General features: G+C 41.5%; 14 protein-coding genes and 2 pseudogenes. 7 read left to right on the top strand and 9 right to left on the bottom strand.

What is annotated here, in order from left to right; translation table 11 throughout:
- Nucleotides 1–82: 82 nt before the first annotated feature.
- The 8 genes and pseudogenes from N824_RS37200 to N824_RS00765 form a co-directional block, all read right to left on the bottom strand.
- The gene (locus tag N824_RS37200) at nt 83–1,093 is read right to left on the bottom strand and encodes a hypothetical protein (RefSeq protein ID WP_306413873.1); all 1,011 of its coding nucleotides are present in this window, start codon (nt 1,091–1,093) and stop codon (nt 83–85) included.
- Nucleotides 1,053–1,769, bottom strand: a pseudogene (locus N824_RS37195) (hypothetical protein). The gene N824_RS37200 and the pseudogene N824_RS37195 overlap by 41 nt, the downstream one beginning before the upstream one ends.
- Nucleotides 1,770–1,837: 68 nt before the next feature.
- Nucleotides 1,838–2,644, bottom strand: a complete 807-nt coding sequence (locus N824_RS35325; RefSeq protein WP_255327386.1) for a hypothetical protein — start codon at nt 2,642–2,644, stop codon at nt 1,838–1,840.
- A pseudogene (locus N824_RS00785) lies at nt 2,604–3,329 on the bottom strand (hypothetical protein). The gene N824_RS35325 and the pseudogene N824_RS00785 overlap by 41 nt, the downstream one beginning before the upstream one ends.
- Nucleotides 3,330–3,345: 16 nt before the next feature.
- Nucleotides 3,346–4,719, bottom strand: a complete 1,374-nt coding sequence (locus N824_RS00780) for a glycoside hydrolase family 27 protein (RefSeq protein WP_200869782.1) — start codon at nt 4,717–4,719, stop codon at nt 3,346–3,348.
- Complete coding sequence (locus tag N824_RS00775; RefSeq protein ID WP_048903219.1) at nt 4,691–5,389, bottom strand: L-ribulose-5-phosphate 4-epimerase; 699 nt, start codon at nt 5,387–5,389, stop codon at nt 4,691–4,693. The genes N824_RS00780 and N824_RS00775 overlap by 29 nt, the downstream gene beginning before the upstream one ends.
- Nucleotides 5,386–7,086, bottom strand: coding sequence for a ribulokinase (locus N824_RS00770; RefSeq protein ID WP_048903218.1), 1,701 nt, complete (start codon nt 7,084–7,086; stop codon nt 5,386–5,388). The genes N824_RS00775 and N824_RS00770 overlap by 4 nt, the downstream gene beginning before the upstream one ends.
- Before the next feature lie 85 nt (nt 7,087–7,171).
- On the bottom strand, nt 7,172–7,879 hold the full coding sequence (locus N824_RS00765) for an NUDIX domain-containing protein (RefSeq protein WP_048903217.1): 708 nt from the start codon (nt 7,877–7,879) through the stop codon (nt 7,172–7,174).
- 229 nt (nt 7,880–8,108) lie between these two features.
- On the opposite strand from N824_RS00765, the gene N824_RS00760 reads away from it, so the two are divergent.
- The 3 genes from N824_RS00760 (at nt 8,109) to N824_RS00750 (ending at nt 14,771) form a co-directional block, all read left to right on the top strand.
- Entirely contained in the window at nt 8,109–10,091 is a 1,983-nt protein-coding gene (locus N824_RS00760) for an alpha-L-arabinofuranosidase C-terminal domain-containing protein (protein WP_048903216.1), read from the top strand.
- A gap of 21 nt (nt 10,092–10,112) precedes the next feature.
- Nucleotides 10,113–12,269 (top strand): family 43 glycosylhydrolase, encoded by a 2,157-nt coding sequence (locus tag N824_RS00755; protein ID WP_048903215.1) that lies wholly within the window; start codon nt 10,113–10,115, stop codon nt 12,267–12,269.
- 114 nt (nt 12,270–12,383) lie between these two features.
- On the top strand, nt 12,384–14,771 hold the full coding sequence (locus N824_RS00750) for a glycoside hydrolase family 127 protein (protein WP_048903214.1): 2,388 nt from the start codon (nt 12,384–12,386) through the stop codon (nt 14,769–14,771).
- Between the two features lie 4 nt (nt 14,772–14,775).
- On the opposite strand, the gene N824_RS00745 is transcribed toward N824_RS00750, so the two are convergent.
- Nucleotides 14,776–17,133 (bottom strand): glycoside hydrolase family 127 protein, encoded by a 2,358-nt coding sequence (locus N824_RS00745; protein WP_048903341.1) that lies wholly within the window; start codon nt 17,131–17,133, stop codon nt 14,776–14,778.
- Nucleotides 17,134–17,295: 162 nt separating this feature from the next.
- Between N824_RS00745 and N824_RS00740 the strand changes: the two genes are divergently transcribed.
- The 4 genes from N824_RS00740 (at nt 17,296) to N824_RS00725 (ending at nt 24,504) form a co-directional block, all read left to right on the top strand.
- Entirely contained in the window at nt 17,296–18,693 is a 1,398-nt protein-coding gene (locus N824_RS00740; RefSeq protein WP_048903213.1) for an aminopeptidase P family protein, read from the top strand.
- Between the two features lie 130 nt (nt 18,694–18,823).
- Nucleotides 18,824–21,799 (top strand): SusC/RagA family TonB-linked outer membrane protein, encoded by a 2,976-nt coding sequence (locus N824_RS00735; protein ID WP_048903212.1) that lies wholly within the window; start codon nt 18,824–18,826, stop codon nt 21,797–21,799.
- Between the two features lie 12 nt (nt 21,800–21,811).
- Entirely contained in the window at nt 21,812–23,413 is a 1,602-nt protein-coding gene (locus N824_RS00730) for a RagB/SusD family nutrient uptake outer membrane protein (RefSeq protein ID WP_048903211.1), read from the top strand.
- A 188-nt stretch (nt 23,414–23,601) separates the two neighbouring features.
- Entirely contained in the window at nt 23,602–24,504 is a 903-nt protein-coding gene (locus N824_RS00725; protein ID WP_048903210.1) for an AraC family transcriptional regulator, read from the top strand.
- Nucleotides 24,505–24,516: the final 12 nt, after the last annotated feature.

The raw sequence follows: 24,516 nt of genomic DNA, 5'->3' as shown, positions 1-24,516 counted from the left end.
ATATGAGAAATATTGATGAGGGTATATCATAATTTTATGATATACCCTCAATATAAAATTACATCGGCTAGCGAAGTTCAACCTACCAGAATTTCACATATAATGCAGCAATGATCAGTAGCGTTACCACGATCAGAGCCAATGTAGATGGAGAAACTTTAAACATGGATTTATCCAGTTCAAATGCTTTAGGATTTACTTTAGGACCGGCCAAACTCATTGCAATCATAATGGCCATTGTAAAGAAGAAAGAAAGACCCATGCAGATATGGAATGGAATCTCAAAACCGCCTTTGCCATTAGGATAGGCCGTATATAAGAAAGTGTCGTTACCCAACAGACTCGGTGCCATTTCGTTGAAGAAAACTGAAAACAGGAAACCTGCCAATACCCCGGCGATGGCTGCACTACCAGTGGTTCTTTTCCAGAACATACCAAGAATAAACATGGCAAATACACCCGGACTGATGAAACCGGTGTATTTCTGAATGAAAGTAAAACCGCCTTCACCACCAATGCCTAACAAATCGTTCCAGGTAAAGAGAACTGCCAGGATCATACCTATAAATACTGTTGATCTGCCAACTAATACCAGGTTCTTTTCTTCTGTACCTTTTTTGAAATATTTTGCATAAATATCGAGAGTGAAGATTGTGGATATACTGTTTACTTTACCGGCAAGTGAAGCTACAATGGCTGCGGTAAGTGCCGCTACGGATAATCCTTTAAGACCTGTAGGTAAAAAGGTAAGGATAGCTGAATATGCACCATCTTTGCCACCGATCAATTGAGGGAGGTGCCCACCTTTGTACAATACATAGGCTGCAATACCCGGTAGCATCACGATCAATGGCATCATCAGCTTCAAAAGGCCAGCGAAAAGTATTCCGGTTCTTGCAGTTTGCAGATCTGCACCAAGCGCGCGCTGAGTGATATACTGGTTACATCCCCAATAATTGAGGTTGATGATCCAGATACCAGCTACATAAGAAGCCAATCCTGGGAAAGTCAGGTATTTGCTGATCTCATTTTGAGTGGATTCTGCGGTAGGTTTAGGGATAATCATTTTGAAGTGTTCCGGGGCCTGTTCCATTAAAACATTGAAACCGGCAATGGCATTGGYMSCCAYRCYAMMSKNTMTYGCMKACAACAGTCAGCGCGATGTATGTGGTTACTAAACCCCCAAAAATCAATACCGCTACCTGGATTACATCAGTATAGGCAACTACCTTCATTCCTCCTAAAGAGATGATCAGTGCAAATACAGCAAGCCCTATCATAATTACATGCAGGTAATCCCCACCTGTGAGTCCGTTAATGGCTACTGCACCCAAATAAAGAATAGACGTCAAGTTTACAAAAACGTATAAAAACAGCCAGAAAATGGCCATGATCAATGCTACCGATTCATTGTACCTGGTCTTTAGAAATTGCGGCATGGTATAGATCTTGTTCTTAAGGTAGACCGGGATGAACCATACGGCAACAATAATAAGTGCGATTGCGGCAATCCACTCGTACGCTGCCACTGCAATACCAAGAAAAAAACCTTCACCACTCATACCAATAAATTGTTCGGCAGAAATGTTGGAGGCGATAAGGGAGGCACCAATAGCCCACCAGGTGAGTGTTCCTTCTGCTAGAAAGAATGCTTTGGCATCATGCTCATTTTTTTTACGCTGACGATAGATAAAATATCCATAACCAGAAACGATTAAAAAGTAGATGATGAAAACTACGTAATCTGTAGTTACTAAATTGTTGTTCATATTAGGCTTATTTGGTTATTTTGAACAAATGGTTAATGTGCCGGTACTTCTATCCGGCGCACCTTCCCTTATTTATAAAAGATTTCATTCCATTGAAGTTCGTTTCTGAACTGGTTGATCTTGGTGTCAGCTCCGATGTTTACATATTCTATGCCTGCAATGTTTGCAAAATCCAGTAAATGCGCTGTTGTTAGATTCTGACTGTATGCAGTATGGTGTGCACCTCCAGCATAGATCCAGGCTGCACAGCCGGTCTTCATATCAGGGAGCGGCTTCCATAAAACCTGTGCTACAGGGAGCTTTGGTAGCTTGTGCTTAGGCTCCACTGCTTCTACCTCATTTACAAGTAGTCGAAAGCGATTACCCATATCAATAATGGAAGCATTTAGTGCATTTCCACCGGCTACAGTGAATACTAGTCTGGCAGGATCTGCTTTCCCACCGATACCAAGAGGATGTACTTCAAGTCGTGGTTTTTCGTTGGCCAACGATGCATCTACTTCCAGCATGTGAGAGCCCAATACCATTGAATTGGCGGGGTCAAAGTGGTAGGTATAGTCCTCCATAAAGGCGTTTGCCCCAGGTAATCCGGCACCCATTACTTTACAAGCACGTACTAGTGCTGCGGTTTTCCAGTCGCCTTCTCCGGCAAATCCATATCCTGCGGCCATTAATCGCTGTGCAGCAATACCCGGTAGCTGAATCATCCCGTGCAAATCTTCAAAGGTATCACTAAAGCCTTTAAAGCCGCCGTCCTCCAGGAATTTCTTAAGACCTAGCTCTATCTTTGCAGCTTCATAAACAGAAACATGTCTTTCTCCACCACGATGGAGGTCAGTTGTCATAAGGTAGGTTGCTTCGTATTCTGTTAGCAGCTCCTGAATAGCTTCCTCTGAGATGCTGTTGATAAYRGCYRCARGRTMWSSRWNTGCCGKANGWRKKYRCCTGGAAACCAAACTTAAGTTCAGCCTCTACTTTGTCGCCATCTGTAACGGCTACATAGCGCATATTGTCGCCAAAGCGCGCAAATTTAGCACCTTGCCAGTCATGCCAGCCAGCTGCGGCCCGTGTCCAGGTGTCAATTTCATTTAATACTTCCTGGTCCTGCCAATGTCCAACCACTACTTTTCGGTCCTTACGCATTCTGGTTACTATAAATCCAAATTCACGATCTCCATGTGCACTCTGGTTTAGGTTCATGAAGTCCATATCAATGGTATCCCAGGGAATATCTCTGTTGAATTGGGTGTGTAGGTGTAATAAAGGCTTCTGAAGAATATTCAGTCCTCTTATCCACATTTTTGCAGGTGAGAAAGTATGCATCCATGTGATTACGCCAATGCAATTGGTAGTTAAGTTGGCCTGTTGCAAGGTTTCAAATATCTCGTCAGGTGTTTTTACTATTGGTTTATAAACAACTTTAACGGGAATTTGTGGAGCAGCATCGAGTGAGGAAGCTACTTGTTTTGCATGATCAGCTACTTGCCTTAACGTCTCTTCTCCATACAGGTGCTGACTACCCGTGATGAACCAAATTTCTAATTCTTTTAAGTTTATCATATCTTAATACTGTGTTTTACTTAATTGCTGAAATACGGAACAGACCTGCTCCATGTTTATTGATTGCCGCTGTATATGTTCCTTTGGCCGTACCCTTGTTACTCTTGCTCCAAAGATCTCTCACTTTGCACGCCCCGGTAAATCCAAGGTCATTCAAGTTTACTGAAATGTTTACTGGCTCATTGCCATCGCCCGGGTTAAACAAAGCGACGTATTTATCTCCAGTTTTTGGATCATCTGCCACCCAGCAGATCCCATCCTCATTACGAAACAGCTGTTTGTTATTGGTACTGTTGTTCAGGATATTGAGCACTTCTCCATTGTTTAATAGCGAAAGGGTAAATGCATCATTGCTTGGCAGGTCACCACCAAACATCAGTGGAGAACGGAATATCGTCCACAGTGTCATCAAAGTGTATTGCTCATCTTTGGTAAAAGCCGTCATTCTTGGGTTTCCTCGTTCTGCGCGGACTCCAATTTTCCCAAGAGGAAGCATGTCTCCATCAGGCCAGGCTCCAGGCGCACGATATTTGTTCCATCGCTCAAATACATTAAAATGATCTTTCAGCATTGGCCAGTTGTCCCAAAAATCGTCTACTGTGCGCCACATATTGGCATGACCCTGCACATGGGGAGCACTTGCAATTGGTGTTTCTCCTGGCGAGGTACTCAGCACAATCTTTCTGCCTGTGAGTGCAATTGCTTTGCGGATCATTTCTACCTCCCCGGTATGGTAAGGTCTGGAGAGGTCATCTACTTTAATGAAATCTACGCCCCAAGATGCATATAGCTTAAACAGCGAGTTGTAATATTCCTGTGCTCCATCACGTCCGGCCACTACAGTATACATGTCATGTAGCCACTTACATTGCAGGTCTGTACTGTAAATGTCTTTGGCGGTAGCCTTGCTCCCCATGATCGGCAGATTACGCTTTACGGCCTCTACCGGGATGCCTCGCATGATGTGGATGCCAAATTTCAATCCCTTTTTATGAATATAGTCTGCAAGAGGTTTAAATCCTTTACCGCCTGCCGCGGAAGGGAAACGATTTACTGCTGGTTGAAACCTGCCATATTCATCCAGTACATAATCTGGATCCGTCTCATTATAGCCATGCGCTTTGTCGTTTCCAACATACCAACGAATGTCTACCACTACATATTCCCATCCAAAAGCTTTCAGATTTTTAGACATATAATCCGTATTGCTTTTCACTTCAGATTCCACTACCGTGGGACCAAAGCAGTCCCAGCTGTTCCAGCCCATCGGAGGTGTCTTAGCCCAATCATGAAAGTCTTTTTGCTGCGCATTCACGCCTACCAGGCCCCCAATCAGTAGTACCCCTGTTAGTATTATTTTTTTACTGACCATAATAACTATCCGGACCATGTTTACGTTCAAAATGTTTTTTTATTAATGCATCTTTTAATTTTGGTGAATGCATATTGATTTGCCTTGTCAGCAAGGCCATATGTGCAATTGATTCCAGTACTGCACTATTGTACACTGCTTTTTCTGCAGTTTTGCCCCAGGTAAACGGAGCATGATTTCCCACCAGTATCATTTCAATTTCATGATGACTATAACCGAGCTCATTAAAATGATTGATGATCTGAAAACCCGTTTCGTATTCGTAGTTTCCTTTAATCATGTCATCATTCATTGGTGGCGCACAGGGTACATCCACAGTAAGGTGATCGGCGTGGGTAGTGCCAAAAATGGGTATATTCATTTGTGCCTGTGCCCAGGACGTTGCATAGGTTGAATGGGTATGTACAATGCCATTGATTCCGTCCCAATGTTTGTATAGCACAGCATGGGTTTTGGTATCAGAAGATGGTCTGAGCGTTCCCTCTACGGTATTCCCGTCAAAGTCAACAATGACCATTTTATCCGGTGAAAGATCTTTGTATGGAACCCCACTTGGTTTGATAGCGAAAACACCTTCCTCTCTGTCGGCTGCGCTAACATTTCCAAAAGTGAATAACACAAGGCCCAGCCTTGGTAATTCCATATTGGCCTCATAGGCAGTTTCTCGTATTATTTTATAAATGCTCATGATACATAAGGTTTGATTTCTCTCTTATTGTATTTCTCCAGATATCTGCCTAAAGCCAGGTATTCCTGGTAATGTTGGCGATACATCCTTCGTTTGTTCAGATTGGGCTGATATTCTGCTTCGAATCCTGTTCCCATTGCTTCCATTGCAGTTTCAATATTTGAATGGATACCAGCTGCTACAGCGGCAAACATGGCTGCACCGAGCGCACAGGTGTGCTCAAAACGGTGGATTTTTATTGGCATTTCTAATACATCAGCCATCATTTGCATGATGTAAGGTGATTTTTGGGCTACTCCACCTATACCAATTATTCCTTTTACAGGTACACCCTGGTCTTCGAACCTATCCACTATACTCTTTGCCCCAAAACAGGTCGCTGCAGCTAAGGCACGGAAAAATTTTGGTGCGTCAGTCCCCAGGCTTAAACCGGCAATAGCTCCTTTAAGTTCTTGGTTGGCGTCGGGAGTTCGTCTTCCATTTAACCAGTCCACGGCTAGCTCTGCATAGTCTTGGTCACCTAATTGTTCAGCCTGTTCGCTTAGACGGGAAATAATTTTTGCTTCCAGCTCATCTTTTAAAGCAAGGGCTGTAGCCTGATCGATTAAAGCAGATTCCGTGAGGAGATGATTCAATGGCCAGCTGATTAAGTTCTTGAACCATGCATATACATCACCAAAGGCCGATTGACCCGCTTCAAGTCCCATTGTTCCTGGGATAACTGAGCCATTTACTTGTCCGCAAATGCCTTTTACCAGTTTGCCTTCCAGATCTTGCAACGGGGCTACAAGAATGTCACAGGTACTTGTACCCATGATTTTACAAAGATGATAAGGTAATATCTGTCCACCAACAGCGCCCATGTGTGCATCAAATGCGCCTACGCCAACAACAACATCTGTTGATAACCCCAGTCGGCCAGCCCATTCCTCACTTAATCTTCCAGCAGGTTCATCTGAAGTATAGGTGTCCTGAAATAGTCTTTCGGTAAATCCAGACAATAGGGGGTCTAATTTGCTGAAAAATTCATCTGGCGGAAGACCGTTAAACTCTTCTGCCCAAAGGGCTTTATGTCCTGCAGCACAGCGGCTCCTTTTCATCTTTCTGGCGTCATCGCCTCCGGTTAGCAAGAATGGGATCCAGTCACAATGCTCTACCCATGAAAAGGTCGCATCACGAACAGCAGGATCATCTCTTAATACATGAAGAAGTTTTGCCCAGAACCATTCAGAAGAGTAGATTCCACCCACGTATTTAAGGTAGTTTGTTTTAAATTTTGTCGCGTGCTCATTGATCTCCGCTGCTTCTTTGATTCCTGTATGATCTTTCCACAATACAAACATGGCATTTGGATTTTCTCCAAAACCAGGAGTGAGGGCAAGGGGTGTTCCTGTTTTGTCAACTGCTACCGGAGTAGAACCTGTGGTATCTACGGCAATTCCTTTTATGGAATCAGCTATTGCCGCACCACCCGCTTTTGCAACGCACTCTTTAATGGTATGCTCCAATCCCTCAATGTAGTCAAGCGGATGTTGTCGGAACTGATTTAATGATGGCTCACAATAGAGATTTTTTTGCCACCTTTTGTAATAATAAACTGAAGAGGATACCTCTGCTCCATTTTCCGCATTAACAATTACAGAGCGAACAGAATCCGATCCGTAATCTATACCGATGACATATTTGGTTAAATTCATAGTAATTGTAATAAACGTCTAATTAACGTTTATTTTTTTAACAAAAGAAAATTATTATGAAATTATTTTTTCATTATTTCGATTATCAGCTAATAAGATTCTCTGGGTTGGGTATGAAATTTAAAAAGGATTGGAATTTAGCTTTGTATTTATTCTTATCAAGGGTATAGTAAAAAGCCCCACGTTTGGAACTGGACTTATCTTTTTCAGTAAGTTTGATTAATAAGTCTGTTGAATTTACTTTGCGGATAAAATTCCGGTTATCAATTTTAGCATTATAAACCTGTTCATATAAATTCTGTAATTGCGGAATGGTAAATTTGGTAGGCATCAGCTCAAACAATATGGGGTGTAGTGCAGCTTTATAACGGATCCTTTTTTTGGCCTCCTCAACCATATTGTTGTGGTCAAAGATAAGCGATGGGGCTTCATTGATGAGGAACCATTCGGCATGATACCTGTCGCTGATCTGTGTTTTGTAAGTATTGATGTCTATTAATGCAAAGTAAGCTACCGATACGGTACGTTCAATTGGGTCTCGTTCCGGGCTTCCATAGGCGCTCAACTGTTCCAGGTAAACATCCTTTAATCCGGTCAGTTCAAACAGGATGCGTTCGGCTGCACCGTCCAGGGTTTCCTTTTTCCCCACAAAACCACCCATTAAACTCCATTGATCTTTTGCTGGTTGAAACCCTCTTTTAATCAATAATATTTGTAGTTGGTCGCCGTCAAAGCCAAAGATGATGCAGTCGACTGCAACCAAAACGCGTACTTGGTCAGAATAGGTTATCATGTGTAGGGGATCGTTTGTCAAAAGTAGATTACTTGTTTTATAGATTTTAAAAGCAATTTATAAAAATAATTATCAAAGCTACAAAATTAATAATCGTTAATTTGACGTTTAATTTAAAATTCCTACATTAGCCCTTAGTTGAGCTGAAAATCCTGAGATTTCTTCAGTGAAGACAGCCTGACAAACAAGATAGGATAACCAAGTATGAGTTTTTTAAATTTCGGTTAAGATGAAATACAAAAGCAATTTAATCGCTCTGCTCATTGCGGGGACTTTTTTTAGCGCGAGTGCACAGCAACAGGAAGTTATTGTAGTTAATGCGGCTAAATCTGAGGGGAAGATATCACCAACCATGTGGGGCGTTTTTTTTGAAGACATCAACATGGGAGCAGATGGTGGGATTTATGCCGAAATGGTAAAGAACCGGTCCTTTGAATTTTTAAAGCCAATGATGGGTTGGTCTGTAAAAGGGGACAAGATCAGAGAGGGTGACCTACTTGTGTTGAATAGACAAGATGCTCACCTTGCTAATCCAAGGTTTCTTAGAGCGAGTATAAAAGACGCAGCAAAAGGACAGGCTGGATTGACCAATGAGGGATTCAAAGGTGGGATGGGTATAAAAAAAGACCTTGAATATGAGTTTTCACTAATGTACAGACAGCAGAATCCAGGAATCACGCTGCACGTAGAATTGGTAGATGAGCAAAATAATGTCTTAGGAGCAGGTGTATTAAAACCGGCTGATGTATCAGGGAAATGGGCGAAACAAGAGGTGAATTTTAGAGCCACCTCAGCCGCAGTAAAGGCTAAGTTCAACATTTGGTTTGAGGGGAACGGAGTATTGGATATGGATATGATCTCATTATTTCCCGCTGATACCTGGAAGGGTCGTAAGAAAGGTATGCGTGCAGATATGATACAAATGCTGGCAGACATGAAACCTGGTTTCATCCGTTTTCCAGGCGGCTGTATTGTAGAGGGAATTGACCTGGCCAACAGGTATCAATGGAAAAAAACAATAGGCCCTATAGAGGATCGTCAGTTGATCATGAACCGTTGGAATGTTGAGTTTGCGCATCGTCCTTCACCTGATTACTTTCAGACCTTTGGACTAGGCTTTTTTGAATATTTTCAATTGGCGGAAGATATTGGTGCTGAACCATTGCCAATTCTGAATTGTGGAATGGCGTGTCAGTATAACACTGCTGAATTAGTTCCTTTGGATCAGTTGGATCCTTATATACAGGATGCTTTGGATCTGATTGAGTTTGCTAATGGTGATGCTTCCTCTGAATGGGGTAAGGTCCGGGTATCAATGGGACATGCTGAACCTTTTAATTTGAAGTATTTGGGTGTAGGCAATGAGAATTGGGGGCCGCAGTATATTGAACGTGCCAAAGCATTTCAGAAGGCTATCAAAGCAAAATATCCAAAGATAAACCTGATTTACAGTTCGGGTACAGATCCTGATAGTGAACGATTCCATTTTCTGGACAAAGAACTGCGTACAATCGGGGCAGATATCATAGATGAACACTATTACCGTTCTCCTGAATGGTTTCTGAAAAATGCCTCCCGATACGACAGCTACGATCGTAAAGGAGCAAAGGTTTTTGCAGGTGAGTATGCCGCTCATATAGATGGAAAAACTGTAGGAAGTAACCGAAACGTCTGGCAGGCGGCAATAGCCGAAGCAGCCTTTATGACTGGACTGGAGCGGAATGCCGCTGTGGTAAATATGGCCTCTTATGCGCCCTTGTTTGCCAATACAGAAGGTTGGCAGTGGGCTCCCGACTTAATTTGGGTAGATAATCTGAGCGTATATGGGACACCAAATTACTATATTCAAAAGCTCTTCTCGATCAATAAAGGTACGCAGGCTACTTCTGCACTAGCGGGTGGCCAGGCACTTTCCGGACAGCAGGGTTTATATGCTTCTGCTGTGCTGAACGACCTTAATAATGAAGTGATCGTGAAAATGGTCAATACCAATGAAACAGAACAGACAAGGCAGGTTGCTTTCGAGGGAATAAAGAAATTGGCAACTGATGGAAGTTTGACGATAGTAAAGGGAAATCTTAGAGACAGAAATACTATGGAAAACCCTTCAGTGATTGTTCCAGTAGAATCAATCCTAAAGTTGAAAGGGAAAAATGCTATTATAAAACTGCCGGCAAACTCTTTTGTGATGCTTAAGGTTAAATACAAATAAAAAATGAAATAAATTGGTGCAATGAAACTAAAGCTTAACTATTATTTTTTCACATTAACGCTAATCGGTAGTATTCTTGTGCTGACTGGGCGGCCTGCTACTGCCCAGAAATCAAAAAATACCGCTTATCTTTTTACTTACTTTACAGGTAATAACGGTTTGGAAGAGTCTATTCGTTTTGCGATTAGTAGTGACGGTTATACCTACCGCGCACTGAATAACAACCAACCAGTGATTAGTTCGGCTGCAATCAGTTTAACCGGAGGGGTGCGTGATCCACATATTTTACGCGGACAAGATGGCAAGGCCTTTTATATGGTTGTAACCGATATGGTGGCTGCTAAAGGCTGGGACTCGAACCGCGGAATGGTATTGTTAAGATCAACTGATCTTGTTAACTGGACCTCAAGTGCCATCAATATTCAGAAACGTTTTCCTGACCAGGAAGACTTACTGCGGGTATGGGCCCCACAAACCATATATGATCAGAAGGCGGGTAAATACATGATTTATTGGTCGATGAAACATGGTTCTGATCCCGATAAAATCTACTGGGCTTACGCCAATAAGGACTTTACAGATCTTGAAACGGAGCCTAAACAACTTTTCTTTAGCCCAACCAATGGAGCTTGCATCGACGGAGATATCATCTTTGACCATGGAAAATACCATTTGTTCTTTAAAACCGAAGGTGAAGGATTAGGCATACGTGTTGCCGTTTCGGATAAGCTGAAGGAAGGATATGTTTTGCGCGATGGCAATGTGCAGCAAACAAAGGATCCGGTGGAAGGAGCAGGGGTCTTTAAACTCAATAATGGAGAAGGATATATCCTAATGTACGATGTATATACTAAAGGTCGCTATCAGTTTACCAAAACGAAGGATCTGAAACAGTTTACAGTAGTGGATCATGAGATGAAGATGAATTTTCATCCTCGTCATGGAACAGTTCTTCCAATTACTACTCAAGAAGCTACTGTACTTTTAAAAAAATGGTACACCGCTGAGAACGTTGTCGGATCTTTCGAATCGTCCGCAATCAAGAAAAATAATGTCGTAATGGACACGGCAAACGCTAAACTTTACCTGCCCGTAAAGAACGGAACTTCCCTTCAATCGTTTAATCCTGGGTTTGTTGTGTTCCCTGGTATGGAAATTAGCCCCAAAGCGCCATATGATTTTACAAAAGGACCGGTTAAGTTAAAGATCAGCTTACCAGGTACCAAACCGCGCTTATACGAAGTTAATGCCAGCGTTGATCTGAATCCTGTATTAAATGGTTATTATGCTGATCCGGAGATCTTGTACTCAAATAAGACCAGAAAATATTATTTGTATCCTACAAGTGATGGATTTACAGATTGGTCTGGAACCTACTTTAAAACATTTTCATCACCGGATCTCGTGAATTGGAAAGATGAAGGGGTAATCCTCGATTTACCAAAAGACGTAAGTTGGGCAAAGAAAAATGCCTGGGCGCCAACGATCTCTGAAAAGAAGATCAATAACAGCTATAAATACTATTATTATTTTACCGCCGGGCAGAAAATTGGAGTTGCTGTTGGAGATAATCCTTCGGGTCCTTTTGAAGACAGTGGGAAAGCCTTAATAAGCGGAAAACCTCAAGGAATAAAAGGTGGGCAAGAAATAGACCCGGATGTATTTACAGATCCGAAGAGCGGGAAAAGCTACCTGTATTGGGGAAATGGATATATGGCAGTGGCGTTGTTGAATAATGATATGGTATCAATAGACTCATCATCTGTTAAGGTAATTACTCCTGATAGTACATTTAGAGAAGGAACCGAGGTCTTCTATCGCAATGGTAAGTACTATTTTCTATGGTCGCAGAACGATACAAGAGATGCAGACTATGGTGTGAGGTATGGTATTTCTGATACGCCAACAGGCAAAATCAGCTTACCAAAAAATAACCTGATCCTTTCTAAGGATGTAACACAGGCGATCTATGCAACAGGTCATAACTCCGTAATTCAGGTGCCGGGTAAGGATGAATGGTATATTGTTTACCATCGCTTTACTCGTCCGACAGGATTAAATATGGGGCAGTCCGCAGGTTATAATCGAGAAGTCTGCATTGATAAGTTGGAGTTTGATGCCGAGGGCAATATAAAAGTGGTACAGCCTACATTGAAGGGTATTAGTTTGGTTAAATAGTTAATTTTCATGAAGTAAATGTTAAGAAACGCCTCATTAGCGCTGGTTAATAGACCTATTTTTGAAGGTGAACCTTCAGTACAACCGGTTTTTTGAGAATTTAAATATATTAATATGAAATCATCACTCCATATACTGGCTGTCGGAATCGTTGCCCTTCCTGCCAGTGCGCAGCAGAAGAAAGATTACCCTATACAGCCTGTGGCTTTTACGCATGTCCATGTAAACGATCAATTCTGGGCCCCAAAAATGCAAGTTAATGCAGCAGTCACGATCCCTTACACTTTACAAAAATGTGAAGAAAATGGAAGGATAGATAACTTTTTAATGGCTGCACATGAAATGGAAGGTAAGCTTTCTCAATTTACATTTGATGATACAGACGTCTACAAAGTAATTGAGGGTGCCTCATATGCGATGCAGGTGAAGAAAGATCCTGCCCTGGAGCATTATATAGATTCACTGATTACGATCATAGGCAAAGCACAGGAAAAAGATGGTTACCTATTTACTTTCCGTACGGCAAATGCAAAGAAACCTCATGAATGGATAGGAACCAAACGATGGGAAAAGGAAGAGGAACTGAGTCATGAACTGTACAACTCAGGCCATTTATTTGAGTCGGCAACAGCCTATTATGAAGCAACTGGGAAAAAAACTTTACTTGATATTGCCCTTAAGAATGCTGATTTGCTGGTCAAAGATTTCGGCCCGGGTAAACTCCAGATCTATCCAGGTCACCAGATAGTTGAAATAGGTCTCGTTCGTCTTTATCGCATTACGGGCAATCAGAACTATCTGGATCTTGCAAAGTTTTTCCTGGACGTAAGGGGGCCTAAGGGTGATGCATATAACCAGGCAAATGCCAAAGTTATAGACCAGCGTACTGCCGTTGGACATGCAGTTCGGGCAACTTATATGTATACAGGGATGGCTGATGTGGCCGCATTGACCGGCGATCAGAACTATCTTAATGCCATAGATAAGATCTGGGAAGATGTGGTTTATAAAAAACTGTACATCACCGGTGGTATTGGAGCTACGGGTGCCGGAGAGGCATTTGGAGAGGCTTATCAATTGCCAAACATGTCTGCCTATGCAGAAACTTGTGCGGCCATCGCTAATATCTATTGGAATAGCAGAATGTTCCAGTTGCATGGCGATGCCAAATACATGGATATTTTAGAGAGAACACTTTACAATGGCTTACTTTCTGGTGTATCTTTAAGTGGCGATCGCTTCTTTTACCCCAATCCCCTGGCTTCGATGCACCAACATCAACGCAGTGCGTGGTTTGCCTGTGCCTGTTGTATTTCTAATATGACCCGTTTTTTGCCCTCTGTACCCGGCTATGTTTATGCACAGAACAACAATGACCTGTATGTGAACCTGTTTATGAGTAATACAGCAGATGTTAATCTTAAAGCAACCAAAGTTACACTTACTCAAACAACAGGCTATCCCTGGAACGGAAAAGTAAAGATCATTATCAAACCGGAGAAATCATCCACATTTGCCCTCAATATTCGGATTCCGGGATGGGCTGCTCAGTCACCTGTACCGGGCGATTTGTATACCTATATGGATCAGATTAAATCGCCCTTTAAATTACTGCTGAACGGAAAGCCGGCAGTTTATAAAATGATCAAAGGGTATGCCGTTGTGGAGCGTCAATGGAAACAAGGAGACCAACTTATACTCGATCTGCCAATGGAAGTTCAGAAGGTGATTGCCAATGCTAAGGTAAAAGATGATGTTGGCAGATTTGCTTTTCAGCGTGGACCAATTGTATACTGCCTTGAGGGGCAAGACAACAAAGACGGGCTGGTTCAAAACATCATGGTCGATAAAGAGGCAAAAGCTACTACCGCATTTAATAAAGAAAAATTAAACGAAATCCAGGAGATCTCAGTTGAAGGGACAGGTACTAAAAGACAAGTTAACTCCGACGAATTGGTTCAGGTAAAACAAAAGGTTACCGCAATTCCATATTATGCCTGGGCAAATCGCGGATCAAGTGATATGACCGTTTGGATTCCTTATGAAGCTTCCTCGGCCAGACCACAGCCTGCACCAACTATTGCTTCTTTAAGTAAGGTGAGTTCTTCATTAGATAACCCGCGTTTACTGGAAGCAATCAAAGATCAATATGAGCCTGCCGATTCAAAGGACACGAATTATCCATATTTGCATTGGTGGCCAAAAAAGAATACCACAGAATATGTACAATATGATTTTTCTGAAAACCACACCGTTTCAGAATCCAGAGTTTACTGGTATGACGATGGGCCATGGGGCGGTTGCCGGATTCCGCTTTCATATAAGGTGTTGTATTTTAAAGATGGCGCCTGGGTACCCGTTGAAATATTAAGTGATTCGGGAATCGCTAAGGACCAGTTTAATGTTCTTAAATTTAAACCTGTAAATACCAAAGCCTTGAAACTTGAAGTTCAGCTGCCTGTAGAACAATCTTCGGGTATTCATGAATGGAAAGTGAAATGATTTATCATTTTTTTACCGCTCGAATGATATAAATTGGCCCGGCACTGTTTTTTGAGTTCGGGACCAATTTTACCGTTACTTTATTTTTGCCTTTGGTAAGCGTTTCCGGAATCGGATAGGATATGTCATAAAAACGACTTTCTTTATACTTATTCAAATCCTCTGTTGCAATCTTTGTTCCTTCAACAAATACTTCAAAATTCCTTCCCCGGTTGTCCATTCCCCAATAAGAGGCTATGAGTGTGTTTGATAGTGCTGAATCGACTTTCAAATCGAATTGAAGAAAGCCGGTTTCGCCTGCCATGCGCCATTTTTTTCCATGCTCTTCACCTGTCTGTTCTTTTGCTGCCTTGAAATTATGATCACGTTCAGGCTGCATCTCTCCAAATCTGAAAAGATCTGTGGTTCTGTCATCCAGTTCTTTTTGCAGGCGTTTTTGTTCCTCATATAGCTTTTGTTGTACTACCCATTTTTCAGGTGTAAAAACATCCCAATAAACACTGTAGTGCTGATTTTCTGTTTGATTAAATGGCATGAGCGTTACGTCATGAGGTTTAGCAATTCCTGTAGTTTTAAAGGTGAGCTGTTTTGGATCAATCATTTTTAGCCATTCTCCAGGATCTTTTTCGGCACTTACAAATACAGGTATACCCTGCACAGGATCTGGTTCTGTTAAACCCAGGTCACCTGCCAGGAGAACGGGACCATAAAATACGGCCCTGCGATTGGGGTTGTCTGGCATTGCCTCGGTATACAGTTTTTCGGGTGTTATATATTCAATCTTATCGTTGTTTTTCCATTTTCTGGTAATAACATAATAGCCTTGTTCTTCGGTTACATTTTCTGGTTTACCATTGACAAGTACTTGAACATCGGCAGACCATTTGGGTTTTCTGATTCGGATAGTAAAGTTTGTGGTCTTACCCGTGTTGATCAGCAGGCTGCTTTTATTTCCATATGGAAGGCTGGATTCCTGTGTAACCTTCAGGCCTTTTTCCTTCCAGGTCAATACAGATGGGATAAACAAGTTTACATATAAACTGCCATCTGCACCTTTAAAGTAAATGCTTTCATTGTATTTAACATGATTTTCCATCCCTGTACCTACGCAGCAGGTAAAGCTGTTGTATTCATCGCTGTATTCTTTTTTGCCGCCCATTCGTAATGGAACGAAATAACACATCATACCAGTATTGTGGTTTTGCGAAGCCAGAATATGGTTGTACAGTCCTTTTTCATAATAGTCAAAGAGTTCTGAAGATGGGTTCAAGGTAAAAAGATGCTGTGTCAGTTTCAGCATATTATAGGTGTTACAGGTTTCTGTTGTGTTCTCTGTAAGCTTATCGCTTAGCTTATCTGGTTCACTCAAGTATTCATAATTGCTATTGCCGCCAGTTACATACGAGTGGTGATTGACAACTGTTTTCCAAAAGAAGTCTGCAATTGCCAGATCTTTTTTGTCGCCGGTAAGCTCATGTCTTCTAATACTTGCGATGGCTTTTGGAATTTGTGTATTGGAGTGTTTTCCCGGCAGGATATCCTTTTGCGCTGCAAGCGGATCCAGAATTCGTTTGTCGTAGAATTTGTAGGAAAGATCAAGATATTGCTTCTCGCCAGTAATTGCGTACAAATTTACCAGGGTCTCAGCCATTCCACCATATTCACAAATGAGCATTTTCTGTACCTGCTCATCACTAAGGTGATTAATCGTAGCCTTAGTCCATTTGGCCAGTCCTTTGGATGCTGTTAGCGCGTTTGTATTTCCGGTGTAGAGGTAGGCATCCAGCAAGCCTGCCATAATTTTGTGGACGGTATACCAGGGAGCCCATCCGCCGTTCAGGTCAAAACCCCGCGTTTCAATGTTGCCTTTTGCCACTTCAGCCCAAATGGTATCTTCTTTCGGAATGGCACCAATGTATACGGTTTTACGCGCTTGTTGACAGGCAATCAATTCATTTACTATATAATTGACTCTTTTTAAGAATTCGGGATCCTTGGTTGAGGCATATTGAAAGGAGATGGCAGATAAATAGTGTCCAAGGCTATGGCCAGCCAGACCATCTGATTCCCATCCGCCGTATTTTTTTGCTTTCTCAGCCAGTCCGGCATTACTTCTGAAGCCAGCTAATAAACGATCAGGAGCTATTTTAAGTAAATAAATCTTATCCACCTTCATGGCTTCTTTAAAGGGGCTTTCTAACAGCGATACTTCCGAAAGGTCGAAAGTATAAGCTTTCATCGGAATGGCATCTTTAACGGTCATTCTTGCATCTTTAAATTTTGGCACATAAGATTGGCCGCTCGCCGGTAAAGTATAGAGCAATGCAACCGCCAGCAGGTTTATGTAAAAGATTCTATTCATGTTTTTTGCTTTGATGTCTTTGTTATTGTGGAATAAAATTAGACAATAAACAGGCGCTGAATATTGCATTATTTTGCTGATATAACTTATATTTTAACAATTGCATTTTTTCTTGAAGAAGAAATCTGGTAATTCAACATATTTGTCAATCAAACTTATCTTATGTTCAATAAATCGATCTATATCAAAAGAAGACAGGTTCTCAAATCTAAATTTAATAAAGGGATTCTACTTTTCATGGGCAACAACGAAAGCCCGATGAATTACAGAGACAATACCTATCACTTTAGACAGGATAGTACTTTTCTGTATTATTTTGGGATCAATGCACCAGCGCTGTCGGCGATCATAGATATTGATGAAGACAGGGAAATTATTTTTGGTACAGAAATGACTTTAGATGAACTGGTGTGGATGGGAAGAGAAGAGTCACTGAAGAGCAAGTGTGAAAATTGCGGAATAAATGAAGTCCAGATACCCATTGTCCTAAAAAATTATTTGGAGAAGGCTGAACACAGTGGAAGAAGTGTTCATTTCTTACCTCCCTATCGCGCAGATAACGAGATCAAGCTGGCTGCCCTGCTCAAGATTAATATTGAGGAATTAAATGCAGCATCGTCGGTTGAGTTTGTGAAAGCTGTCGCTTCACAAAGATCTGTAAAGTCGGAGGAAGAGCTGATAGAGATAGATAGGGCGGTCTCACTATCTGCTGATATACACCTGAGCGTGATGAAGACGACCAGACCCGGAATGTACGAAAGAGAAGTTGCAGCAGCCATCCATCAGGCAGCCCTCGCCTCAGGAGGTAATCTGGCCTATCCCATTATATTAACGGTAAATGGAGAAATACTGCACAACCATTATCAGGGTAACCTCTTAAAGGAGGGACAACTCGTATTGAACGATTCGGGCGTGGAAACCGCAGGTGGTTATGCCAGCGATCTTACCCGTACTTTCCCCGTTTCCAAACGATTTACCACGGAACAAAAAGACATTTATGAAATTGTACTGCAGGCCTATCAGGATGCTTCGGGAATGCTCTCACCGGGAACAAGGTATCTTGATGTCCATTTTCAAGCTTGCAAGAGCTTAACTCTCGGTCTGAAAGCATTGGGATTAATGAAAGGGAATGTCGAAGATGCAGTAGCCGCCGGAGCACACACTTTATTCTTTCAATGCGGCACGGGGCATATGATGGGACTTGATGTTCACGATATGGAAGATCTGGGTGAGCAATATGTAGGGTATTCAGATGAATTGGAAAAAAATACTATTCAGTTCGGTCTAAAGTCCTTGCGGATGGGTAAGGAACTTGATCCGGGTTATGTGGTCACAGTTGAGCCGGGGATTTATTTTAATAAAGAATTAATTGACCGCTACACCGCTTCAGGTTTGTTCACAGATTTTATAAACTATCCAGCTGTAGAGAAGTTCCGGAATTTTGGAGGTGTCAGGATTGAAGATGATTTTGTGATCGAGGAGGGGGGAGCCCGCATGCTGGGTAAACACCTGGCAAACACTGTTTCAGAAATTGAAGACATCAGGCGCTCCGCCTTTTAACTAATCCATGGCCACAAACGGGGTAAAAATGGATTGATACCTGATAAAATACGAAAACTATCCTCATTTATTTGCTTCTAACTTTAACCGAGTTAAATATAACAGTCAATTAACTAAACTAGGTTTAAGTATGAAAGCAAAAAATGAGTGTTACAAACACCGTAGCAATGGATTATGGTTTCTTTTGCTCTTCCTTCTTCCCTGTCAATTGTATGCCCAAAATACAATTACAATAAAAGGAATAGTCTATGATTCTGCAGACGGAACTACGCTGGTTGGGGTCTCTGTTAATGAAAAAGGTACAACAAATGCGTCAAGTACAGACAATAAAGGTAGTTTTATCCTTAAGGTTTCGAATCCCAATGCGCAGCTTGTATTTAGTTATCTTGGGTATAAACTTCAGGAGGTTTCACTCAATGGGCAAAACACAGTTAGTGTGAAGCTGGAACCCGAAAGCAGAGGGCTAAATGAAGTTGTGGTAGTCGGTTACGGTACCCAAAAGAGAGGAGAGGTAACAAGTTCCATCGCCACGGTAAAATCTGAAGATTTCACAAAAGGGGCAGTAAGAGATGCCGCACAGCTTGTTCAGGGTAAAGTTGCAGGGCTAAGGATTACAACCCCTTCTGGCGATCCCACTGCCAGTACGCAAATCAATCTGAGGGGTTTGAACTCCATCAATGGATCTTCTGAACCTTTAGTGCTGGTAGATGGAATTCCGGGAAGCTTAAATACAGTTTCTCCGGAAGATATTGAATCAATAGATGTCTTAAAAGATGGTTCGGCTGCAGCCATATATGGAACACGTGCAACTGGTGGTGTAATCCTGATCACTACCCGGAAAAATCGTGGTAAATCCAAGGCAACAATTGAATATACGAATTATGTAAACGTTCAAAAGATTGCAAGAAGGCCCGAACTGATGACCGCTGATGATTACAGGCGATTAATTACCGAGGGTAAAAATTATACAGATTTTGGAAGTAATACCGATTGGCTGGATGAGATTCTACAAAATCCGGTTAGCCAGAATCATAACCTAAGTTTTTTTGGTGGTACCGGAACTACAAACTTAACGGGGTCGGTCAACTATAGAAACTGGGAGGGCATATTTCTGCGAACCGGTCAGGAGCGACTTACCATTCGAGCCGATTTAAATCACGCCATGTTTGATGATAAGTTAAAAACCAATATTCAGGTAATTAACCGAACCACATCCTCCACTCAGGGGGGAGCTGATGGATATGCTTACAGACAGGCGATGATACGTAATCCTACAGACAGAATTTTAACTGAGGACGGAAAATGGCAGGAAAGAGCAGTTTATTTTTACGATAACCCGCTTTCCAGAATCAACGAGGCAACAAACGACAACACTTTTCGGGAAATGCGGGTTAGCGGAAGTTTAGATTACCACCCGATAAAAGATTTGAGTCTAAAAATACTGGCTTCTAACGTGCAAAACAATAATCTGAATGGCAATAGTACTACTTTCGATCATGTAAATACCACTAAAAGTCAGTTGAATGGAACTGCATCCCGGTCTACATATTCCAATAAAGAAAATCTGATAGAGTTAACTGCTAATTATACGAAGAGCATCAATAAACACAATTTTACATTGCTTGGTGGGTACAGCTGGCAAGATGCAACTTTTGAAAATTTCAGTGCTTATAATTTTGATTTTCCTACAGACGCGTATACCTGGAATCAACTGGAAGCTGGTTCCGCATTAAAAAGAGGACTAGCCGAAATGACCAGCTTTAAAAGCAAATGGCAGCTTGCCGGTTTTTTCGGACGTCTTACTTATAACTGGAACGAAAAATATCTTTTTATGGCAAGCGTGAGACGGGAGGGATCATCAAAATTTGGTGTGAACAATCAATGGGGAACTTTTCCAGCTGCGTCTATTGGTTGGAGAATAAACAAAGAGAATTTCATGCGTGATATTGCAGTAGTATCAGATCTGAAGCTAAGGGCAGGCTATGGTGTTACAGGAACAATTGCGAATGAACCCTATATGTCTCAGAGCAGTTACGACTTTACTTATAACGAAGGTGCCTTTATTAATGGTAAATGGGTTCAGGGATTTGTTCCAACAAGAAACTTTAATCCGGATTTGCGATGGGAGAAAAAGAAAGAATATAATGTTGGTCTCGACTTTGGTTTATTAGAAAACAGAGTTACCGGGTCCCTTGACTATTATACACGGAATGTAGAAGACCTGCTTTATAATTTCCCAGTACCTGTTCCTCCATACTTAACCGGCAACATGTTTCTTAATGCGGGAACAATGAAAAATTCTGGATTTGAAGCACTTTTAAATGTTAAAGCGGTAGACAGCAAATTGCTAAAATGGAACACTAACCTAACCTATTCGACTAATAAAAACAAATTGGTTGATTTGTCTAATAAGCAGTTTGACGTAACCACTGAATTTTTTGATGCAGGATACACAGGCGAGCCCATTCAGTCATCAACCCATCGTGTAAAAGTTGGTGGTCCCATCGGCCAGTTCTTTGTGCTTAAAAGTGTTGGCGTAGACGACAACGGGAAATGGTTGGTAGAGAACAAGGATGGACAGGTTATACCGATTGCAGAATCGACTGCTGAGGACCGCCAGTACTATGGGAACGGGATTCCTAAATACCTGCTGGGCTGGAATAACTCTTTTCAGATTAAGAACTTTGATCTGCAGGTAAACATTAGGGGAGCCTTTGGTCATGATGTGCTGAATATGCAAAGAATGTATTATGAAAATCCCGTTAACAAGGCCTATAACGTTTTAAAAACCGCATATGATCCAGTATATGGCAAACAACTCAATACCGACCTGGTTTATGTTAGCCATTATATTGAAAAAGGTGATTACATTAAGATAGATAACATTACGCTTGGCTATACTTTACCTAAAGATTTTATCAAAAAGATAAGTAACCTCAGGATCTATGTTTCCGGACTTAATCTATTTACCATCACAAAGTATAAAGGTCTTGATCCCGAAGGGGTAAGCTATTCAGGTGATTTCACTTTTGCACCTGGAATTGAACATCGGGATACTTATCCAACTACACGGACTTTTACTGCCGGACTTAATGTTTCATTTTAAGTTATAAATATCATGAAAAAGAAAATATTCCAATATGTAATAATTGCAACGCTTGTTTCTGGCGTTATCATTTCCTGTACCAAATTGGATGAGGAAGTATATTCCGAAGTCCTTCCATCTAAGTTCAATCCTTCAGAGAAAGACCTCCCATCTATTCTTGCACCTACCTATGCTTCTTTAAGAACAGTTATGTGCGGATGGCAGGGATATTTTGATTTGCAGGAAGAAGCTGCCGACTGTATCATCACGCCAGTTCGTCCTAATGGTTGGGACGATGCCGGAACATACCGCCGGATGCATCAGCATACCTGGACTACCCAGGAATACCAACCTTTTAATACCTGGCAAAATGCCTATTCAAGTATCACAAAATGCAACATGATCCTCTCGCAGATAGAAGAGGGTACCCTCAAGTTAGAAGCGATTAAAGAAAGCGCGGTTGCAGAGCTTAGGGCTGTACGGGCACTTGCTTATTATCTTTTAATGGACAACCATGGCAATGTTCCGATAGTTACAAGTTTTAAGGATGTTTCTTTACCTAAACAAAATACAAGGGCCGAAGTGTACGCATTTGTATTAAAGGAATTGAATGAAGTATTGCCTGTGCTAAGTGAAGATGCTGCCACTACTTATGGAAGAATGAATAAATGGGGAGCAAAGGCACTTCTTGCTAAAATATACCTCAATTCGGAGGTCTATGTGGGAACACCTGAATATGAAAAATGTATTAAGGAAGCCGATGATGTGATAAGCAGCAATAAGTATCAGTTAGATAATAATTACAGCGATGTATTTACCTATACCAATCAGAACTCAAAAGAAATCATATTTGCCATTCCATATGATGAAATTTATGGAGTAGGAAACCAGATTCATTTAAAAACGCTTGATCCGCTAAGTCAGAGTGTATACCAGATGACCGCCCAGCCATGGGGTGGGAATTGTGCGGTGCCACAATTTATTGATACCTATGATGCTGATGACAGCCGTATGAAAGATTCCTGGATACAGGGCCCACAGATCAACCCTACTTCTGGTCAGGTGATGATCAATTACGTGAAATTTGTTCCTGGTATGGGTGGAACTGACGGAATTGTTGCAGCCAGTAACCAGGGGTTTCGAATAGGTAAGTATGTAATCAAACCTAAAGCCACGGGAGCCATGGATAACGATTTTCCGCTTTTAAGATATGGAGATGTTTTGATGATGAAGGCAGAAGCACTGTTAAGGACAGGCAAATCAAATGAGGCTGCTGTAATCGTAACTGAGATCAGGAAACGTGCTTTCAAAAACAATCCTGGAAAAGCAACTGTTACCGGAGCCGATCTTTTAAAAGGCAGCAACTATCAGTACGGATTACAGGCACCTGATGGAAAAGTATCTGTGGTGAACGGCGGGGCAGATATTGCGTATGGTCGATTTTTAGATGAGCTTGGTTGGGAGTTTGCAGCAGAAGCTCATCGCAGGCAAGATTTGATCCGTTTCGGGGTATTCCAAACCAAGCGATGGTTCAACCATTCTCCGCACCCACAGGCACAAACACGTACATTGTTTCCAATACCGCAAGACGAGCTGGCAAAAAATCCCAATTTGAAGCAAAATCCTGGTTATTAAGCTATGTTTATAGGGTGGGTGAGAGAAAGGTTTATGTTTCTTAATAAGCGTTACTTTGACGTATATTAGCAATGTGTCACCATATCTTAACCAATTTAACGTGCTTGTAATCAGCTAAGTGGTAACATTTGTATATTAACGCTCAACAACTAATCAACCAACTTAATCCACCACCTAAACAACCGACCATGAAAGTACTCCCGTTTACTTTACTTGTACCGAATGACAAGAGTGTGATATCTGAACAAATTGAATTACCTCATTTCTATCAATATCTCCACAGACATGACGAGTGGCAGATAACCTGGGTAGAGCGTGGTGAAGGTACACTGATTGCAGGCAATAACATGCATGCATTTCGTTCCGGAGATCTTTTTTTAATAGGAGCTAATCTTCCGCATTTATTCAAAAGCAACCCCGAATATTTTATGGGTGATGAAAGAAAAAATATCAAGGCTTGTTCTATTTATTTCAATCCTTCAGGAATATTGGCCGGTTTGTTTAATCTACCTGAGTTAAAAACAGCCAGTTCTTTTTTGAGGAATAATAAGCACGGGTTTAAAATTCCTGAAAAATACAAGACACAGTTAGCATCAAAGATGCTTGAAGTCCATCAGACATCTGGCACCGATGTATTATTTAATTTTTTGAGCCTGTTTGAACTGCTCCTGAATATCGGGGAAAGTGCAGAGGAGCTTTGTTCAGACTTCTATTCTTCAAATTTGTCGGAACGTGAGGGAATGAGGTTGAGTAATATTATCAATTTTATTATGCGTAATTATAACAACCAGATTGATCTTGAAGACGTGGCAAATGCTGCTTATATGACCCCACAGGCATTTTGCAGGTACTTTAAAAAACATACTGGACATACTTTTATTTCTTTTTTAAACGAAGTGAGGATCAATGATGCATGTAAAAGCCTGGTATCAGGCGAAAAGCCGGATTGTATCTCTGGAGTCGCCTACAAGGCTGGATTTAATAGCATTACAAACTTCAACCGTGTTTTTAAGAACATCATAGGGCAGTCGCCAAGAGCATACATAGATGCCTATAATAATGTAAGTAGAGTAGGTCTTATCGCAGTATAATAAGGAAAATTG

The sequence above is a fragment of the Pedobacter sp. V48 genome (assembly GCF_000523515.1).
GTDB lineage: Bacteria > Bacteroidota > Bacteroidia > Sphingobacteriales > Sphingobacteriaceae > Pedobacter.
This window is presented reverse-complemented; position numbering and strand designations above follow the sequence as displayed.